7 protein-coding genes and 1 tRNA gene are annotated in these 4,989 nt (G+C 68.6%); 6 read left to right on the top strand and 2 right to left on the bottom strand.

Annotated features, from left to right (window positions below; translation table 11 throughout):
* Positions 1 to 138 precede the first annotated feature (138 nt).
* Together RMO97_RS14950 and RMO97_RS14945 are read right to left on the bottom strand one after the other, a co-directional pair.
* Positions 139 to 714: a DUF2239 family protein gene (locus RMO97_RS14950; RefSeq protein WP_310541841.1), complete on the bottom strand. Its 576-nt coding sequence runs from the start codon at positions 712 to 714 to the stop codon at positions 139 to 141.
* A gap of 185 nt (positions 715 to 899) precedes the next feature.
* Positions 900 to 974: transfer RNA gene (locus RMO97_RS14945), tRNA-Thr, on the bottom strand.
* 68 nt (positions 975 to 1,042) lie between these two features.
* Here RMO97_RS14945 and RMO97_RS14940 point away from each other — a divergent pair.
* The 6 genes from RMO97_RS14940 to RMO97_RS14915 all read left to right on the top strand — a co-directional run bounded on the left by RMO97_RS14940 (position 1,043) and on the right by RMO97_RS14915 (position 4,952).
* Positions 1,043 to 1,210 (top strand): hypothetical protein, encoded by a 168-nt coding sequence (locus RMO97_RS14940; protein ID WP_310541840.1) that lies wholly within the window; start codon positions 1,043 to 1,045, stop codon positions 1,208 to 1,210.
* Between the two features lie 86 nt (positions 1,211 to 1,296).
* Positions 1,297 to 1,716, top strand: a complete 420-nt coding sequence (locus tag RMO97_RS14935; protein ID WP_310541839.1) for a DUF2948 family protein — start codon at positions 1,297 to 1,299, stop codon at positions 1,714 to 1,716.
* A gap of 42 nt (positions 1,717 to 1,758) precedes the next feature.
* A complete protein-coding gene (gene hisD, locus RMO97_RS14930) occupies positions 1,759 to 3,042 on the top strand; it encodes a histidinol dehydrogenase (RefSeq protein ID WP_310541838.1) in 1,284 nt (427 codons plus the stop codon).
* 140 nt (positions 3,043 to 3,182) lie between these two features.
* Positions 3,183 to 3,875 carry an SH3 domain-containing protein gene (locus tag RMO97_RS14925; RefSeq protein ID WP_310541837.1) on the top strand — a complete coding sequence of 231 codons (693 nt, stop codon included), beginning with the start codon at positions 3,183 to 3,185 and terminating at the stop codon, positions 3,873 to 3,875.
* A 138-nt stretch (positions 3,876 to 4,013) separates the two neighbouring features.
* Positions 4,014 to 4,493 (top strand): UPF0262 family protein, encoded by a 480-nt coding sequence (locus RMO97_RS14920; RefSeq protein WP_310541836.1) that lies wholly within the window; start codon positions 4,014 to 4,016, stop codon positions 4,491 to 4,493.
* 6 nt (positions 4,494 to 4,499) lie between these two features.
* The gene (locus RMO97_RS14915) at positions 4,500 to 4,952 is read left to right on the top strand and encodes a low molecular weight phosphatase family protein (protein ID WP_310541835.1); all 453 of its coding nucleotides are present in this window, start codon (positions 4,500 to 4,502) and stop codon (positions 4,950 to 4,952) included.
* Positions 4,953 to 4,989: the final 37 nt, after the last annotated feature.

Below are 4,989 nucleotides of genomic sequence, written 5' to 3'. Positions count from 1 at the left end.
CGATCTGCTGGAGGCGGCGCGCAACAAGATCGAGGGCGCGGCTGCATTCTGGAACTGGATCGTCAAGAGCGCACCCTGGCTGGCGGCCGGGATCTCGGCTTTCTTCGCGGGCATCGGCCTGAAGGCGCTGGACGGGCGTTAGGCGGCGGCCTGGCGTTGTTCCACCTTGGCGACAAGGCGACGGAGATAGTCACCGACATCCCTTGGCCAGGGGGCGGTGAGCCCGCCGAAGCGAGCATAGTCCTTGGCGTAGAAGGCGCGCATTGCCTCCTCATAGTCGGGCAGGTCGCCGGCCAGGGTGGTCATGGCGCGGTGCGCCGCCTCCAGGGCCTGCCGGGCGTCGTCGGCGCCTGAGTTTTCTCGGAGCGCCTGTTCGACCAGGCGGCGCAACACGGCCGATGCGCCGCCTGGCTGACTGGCAAGCCATTCCCAATGCCGTGGCAGGAGGGTCACCTCGCGGGCCGTGACCCCGAGCCGGGGCCGACCCCGCCCGGGCTTTGCCCGCGGCTCGCTGCTTGGCAGGCGCGCCAGGACATCGTCAGGCGATCCCCTGTAGTCCAGTTCGACTGTCCGGCCCGTGGCGTCGTCGAAGACCAGGACGGGTTCGCGGCCGCTGTCGTGGGCGGCTTTGGCCGCCAAGGCGACATCCCAGAGCGCGCCCGTGGCCAGCCCATGCTGCGCGGCGAAGGCGGTGTAGGTGGCGGGCTCGTCCATGGGCGCCTCGTCGAGGTCGATGCGCCTTGGGCGCGAGAATATTGCCCGGATGTATATATGGGAATGCTCAGTCGCAAGCAGGTTTGCGCTGCGCGCCAGGGACCGGGCCTACGCAAAATGACAAAGGGACGGAGCGCTGGTGCGTTCCGTCCCCCTGAAATCCCTTGCACCGCAAGGGTTTATAGTGGTGCCGTTGCAGGGATTCGAACCCTGGACCTCAGCCTTACCAAGGATGCGCTCTACCTCTGAGCTACAACGGCGAAAAGGCGAGGGCGGGCTATAGCCAACGTCGGGGGCCGCGTGAAGCCTAAAAGCGCCGGAAGACAACTTGACGTCCCAGACCGGTCGCCGCACCCCTGGGAATATGGACAAATCCGGCAAACCGAAGTCGGCCGAGCGCGAGGCCCAACTCGCCCAGGCGCTGCGCGCCAATCTGCGCCGCCGCAAGGCGCCCGAGCCCAGGCCGGCGCCCGCCAAGGCCGAAGATGACAAGTAGGACGCGACCTTCCACAAGGTTCGCGCGAAGGCTAGAGAACGAGCCTTGCCTTGACGCGCCGCGTCGGGACAAACCGGGAATCTGAGATGAGCGACCTGCTGCACCTGCTGGCCGAAGATGAGGAAGACCTCGCGGTCATCTCCGCGGCCCTGCAGGACGCGGTGGCCAAGATCGGTGACATCACGGTGGAGACGCGGGGACGCCGGGTGACGGTGGCGTTCAACCGCTATCGCTGGGAAGGGCAGGGCGGCGAGCGCGTGCGATCGGCCCTGCAAATCGGTTCGGTGCTGGGGGTGCAGACCCGCAATCTGCGGCGCGGCGCCAAGTCGGCGGTGATCGAGCTGCTGACCCTGGAATTCGCACCTGGCGAAGCGCCGGGCGGCACGATCACCCTCAGTTTCGCCGGCGATGGCGATCTGCGCATCGCGGTCGAATGCGTCGACGCGGTGCTGGCCGACATCTCCGCGCCCTGGCCGACGCCCAGAACTCCCGCCCACGACAGCTGACAAGCCGTAGCGCGAAGCCGCTTGCGTCGCTAAGTACCGCCCATGCGCCGTTTCCGATTTTCCGAGCCCGGCTTCGAGGCCGCCTTCGCCGCCTTTGTCGAAGAACGCCGTGAGACCCCCGACGATGTCGACGCCTTGGTGCGTGACATCCTGGCGGCGGTCCGCGCCGAAGGGATGGAGGCTGTCCTGCGGTTTGGCCGCCAGTTCGACCGGGCCAATGTCAGCGCCGAGAACATCCGCGTCACCGCCGAAGAGATTGAAGCCGGCGCCGCTCAATGCGCGCCTGAAGTCCGCGAGGCCATCGCCTTCGCCGCCAAGCGCATCCGCGCCTATCACGAGCGGCAGCGCCCCGCCGACCAGTGGTTCACCGACGAGGCCGGCGTCGAGCTGGGCTGGCGCTGGACGCCGCTGGAGGCGGTGGGGATCTATGTGCCCGGAGGCCGCGCGGCCTATCCCTCCACCGTGCTGATGAACGCGGTGCCTGCGGCGGCGGCCGGGGTTGAGCGCATCGCCATGGTGACCCCGCCGGGGCGGTTGCAGCCGGCGGTGCTGGCGGCCGCGAAGGAGGCTGGGGTGACCGAAATCTGGCGGGTCGGCGGCGCCCAGGCGGTCGGAGCCCTGGCCTACGGCGCCGGACCGATTCTGCCGGTCGATAAGATCGTGGGGCCGGGCAACGCCTTTGTCACCGCCGCCAAGCGGCGGGTCTATGGCACGGTGGGCATCGACGCCCTGGCCGGACCCTCCGAGATCGTCGTGGTGTCGGACGCCGCCAGCCGGCCTGACTGGATCGCCGCCGACCTGCTGTCCCAGGCCGAACACGACCCCGCGGCGCAGTCGATCCTGATCACCGACGACGAGGCCTTCGCCGACGCCGTCGAGGCGCAGATCGCCCTGCAGCTCGGGAGCCTGGAGACCCGAGACGACGCGACAGTCTCACTGCGCAACCACGGGGCGGTGATCATCGCGCCGCTGGGCGAGGCGCCGCGGCTGGTGAACATGATCGCGCCCGAACACGTGGAGTTCGCCCTGGACGAGCCCGAGCGCCTAGCCGACCACGTGCGGCACGCCGGAGCCATCTTCCTGGGACGGCACGCGCCCGAAGCGGTGGGCGACTATGTGGCCGGCTCCAACCACGTGCTGCCCACCAGCCGCGCGGCGCGGTTCTCCTCGGGACTGTCGCTTTATGACTTCATCAAGCGAACCTCGATCGTGAAGTGCGATGAGGCGGCGTTCGCGATCCTGGGGCCGCCGACGGTGGCGCTGGCGGACGCCGAAGGTCTGCCCGCCCACGCGCGCTCGGCCGCCATCCGGCTGGGCCAAGGCTAGGAACGAAGGGCGAAGCTGAGCCCCGGCAAGCTGAACGGCATCTAACAGCGCCGTCCAGGCGCCCGTTCAGGATGGGTCCCCTATTGTGTGGTCATCGGAGCCCACGAGGCTTCGGACCCATTCAAGACGGAGACCAAGCCATGCAAACCTCTTCCAAGCTGATCCGCAGCGCGGCCGTTGCGACGATGGCCGCCGCTCTCGCCACCGGCGCCGCTACCGGCGCCTCGGCCCAGACCCGCCTCAGCCCGGTGGTCGGCTGCGACGCCCCTGGCAACAAGCAGGTCGGCGGCGCGCTGATCGGCGCGCTGCTGGGCGCGGCGGCCGGTTCGAACCTGGCCAAGAACGACCGCGGCACGGGCACGGCCATCGGCGCCGTGGTCGGCGGGGCCGCCGGCTCCTATGTCGGCTGCAGGATGCAGCGCTCCGACCAGGGCCAGAACGCCTACGGCTACGGCCAGACCTACCAGCCTGGCTACCAGCAGCAGGGCTACCAGCAGCAGGGCTACCAGCAGCAGGGCTACCAGCAGCAGCCCTACCAGCAGCCGTCGACCTACAGCCACTCGGGCTACCGACTGTCGGGCGACATCTCCCCGGCCAGGTATGTCCGGGATGGTGGATCCTTCGCAGCCAACAGCAACCTGAACCTGCGGGGCACGCCGTCCGCCTCGGGCCGCAAGGTCGGCTCGCTGCGCGCCGGTGAGCGCTTCCAGGCCCTGGCCCGGGTGCGTGGGACCGACTGGATCCTGGTGGGTCAGAACGGGGTCGGCGTCGGCTATGTCAGCGGTCGCTACGCCCAGCCCGTCGGCGACCAGTACGCCGGCTACGGCTACTAAGCCTTCCTGAGGTTCCTCCCGAACCAACTTCGCCCGGCGTCCCCCAGCGCCGGGCGATTTTTATGCCGCGATCGGGAGGATGACGTTAGGGGTTGGTTTGCAATAAACCTCGCTCACCGTTCCTCCCTTTCGACCGACATGGCCGACGAAGACCGCACCAAGCACCGCCTGCAAACCGTGGAGATCGACGAGGAATCCCTCGCCGCGGTCTCGCGCGACCAGGAACAGGAGCGGCAGATCGCTATCTTCGATCTGCTGGAGGAGAACTATTTCCATCCTGAGGGCGCCGAGGGCGGTCCCTATGACCTGAAGATGGGCCTCGTTGAGAACCGCCTGGTCTTGGATGTGCGCGGGCCCAACTACGAGCGCCGGCACATCCTGTCGCTGTCGCCCTTCCGGCCGCTGATCAAGGACTACTTCCTGATCTGCGAGAGCTATTACCAGGCGATCCGCAACTCGACGCCGTCACAGATCGAGGCCTTGGACATGGGCCGGCGCGGCCTGCACAACGAGGCCTCGACCCTGCTGCGCACCCGGCTGGCGGGCAAGATCGAGACCGATCTCGACACCGCGCGGCGGCTGTTCACCCTGATGTGCGCCCTGCACTGGCGGGGCTAGGGTTCGATGGCCGCTGACCCGTCCGCGCCGCCGCTGCCCGGCGCGGTGCTCTTCGCCTGCAATTTCAACCGCGTGCGCTCGCCTATGGCCGAGGCGCTGATGAAGCGCGCCCTGGGCGACCGGGTCTATGTGGACAGCTGCGGCCTCAAGCGGGACGCGGCCGACGGCGCCGATCCCTTCGTCGAGGCGGTGATGGCCGAACTCAGCGTCGACCTGACCGATCATCGCCCCAAGACTTTCGACGACCTTGAGGACTCGTCCTTTGATCTGGTGGTTTCGCTCACGCCGGAATCGCAGCACCGGGCCGTGGAGATGACCCGGGGCCGGTCGGCGGAGATCGAGTACTGGCCGACCTTCGACCCCACTCTGGTGGAGGGCTCCCGGGAGGCCCGGCTGGCGGCCTATCGCGAGGTGCGCGACGCGCTCGCGGCCCACATCGCCCAGCGGTTTCCGCGCTAGCTGCGCATCCAGGCGAGATCATCGCCCTAGCCGTCGA

The sequence above is a fragment of the Phenylobacterium sp. genome, from assembly GCF_031425575.1.
In the GTDB taxonomy this organism is placed as follows: Bacteria; Pseudomonadota; Alphaproteobacteria; order Caulobacterales; family Caulobacteraceae; genus Phenylobacterium.
Note: the sequence above shows the minus strand (reverse complement) of the source record. Positions and strands in the feature narration are given on the sequence as shown.

Excerpts from the sequence above, each read along its gene's own strand:
- RMO97_RS14950 (WP_310541841.1), bottom strand. The coding sequence starts at position 714 with ATGGACGAGCCCGCCACCTACACCGCCTTCGCCGCGCAGCATGGGCTG.
- RMO97_RS14935 (WP_310541839.1), top strand. The coding sequence starts at position 1,297 with ATGAGCGACCTGCTGCACCTGCTGGCCGAAGATGAGGAAGACCTCGCG.
- hisD (WP_310541838.1), top strand. The coding sequence starts at position 1,759 with ATGCGCCGTTTCCGATTTTCCGAGCCCGGCTTCGAGGCCGCCTTCGCC.
- RMO97_RS14925 (WP_310541837.1), top strand. The coding sequence starts at position 3,183 with ATGCAAACCTCTTCCAAGCTGATCCGCAGCGCGGCCGTTGCGACGATG.
- RMO97_RS14920 (WP_310541836.1), top strand. The coding sequence starts at position 4,014 with ATGGCCGACGAAGACCGCACCAAGCACCGCCTGCAAACCGTGGAGATC.
- RMO97_RS14915 (WP_310541835.1), top strand. The coding sequence starts at position 4,500 with ATGGCCGCTGACCCGTCCGCGCCGCCGCTGCCCGGCGCGGTGCTCTTC.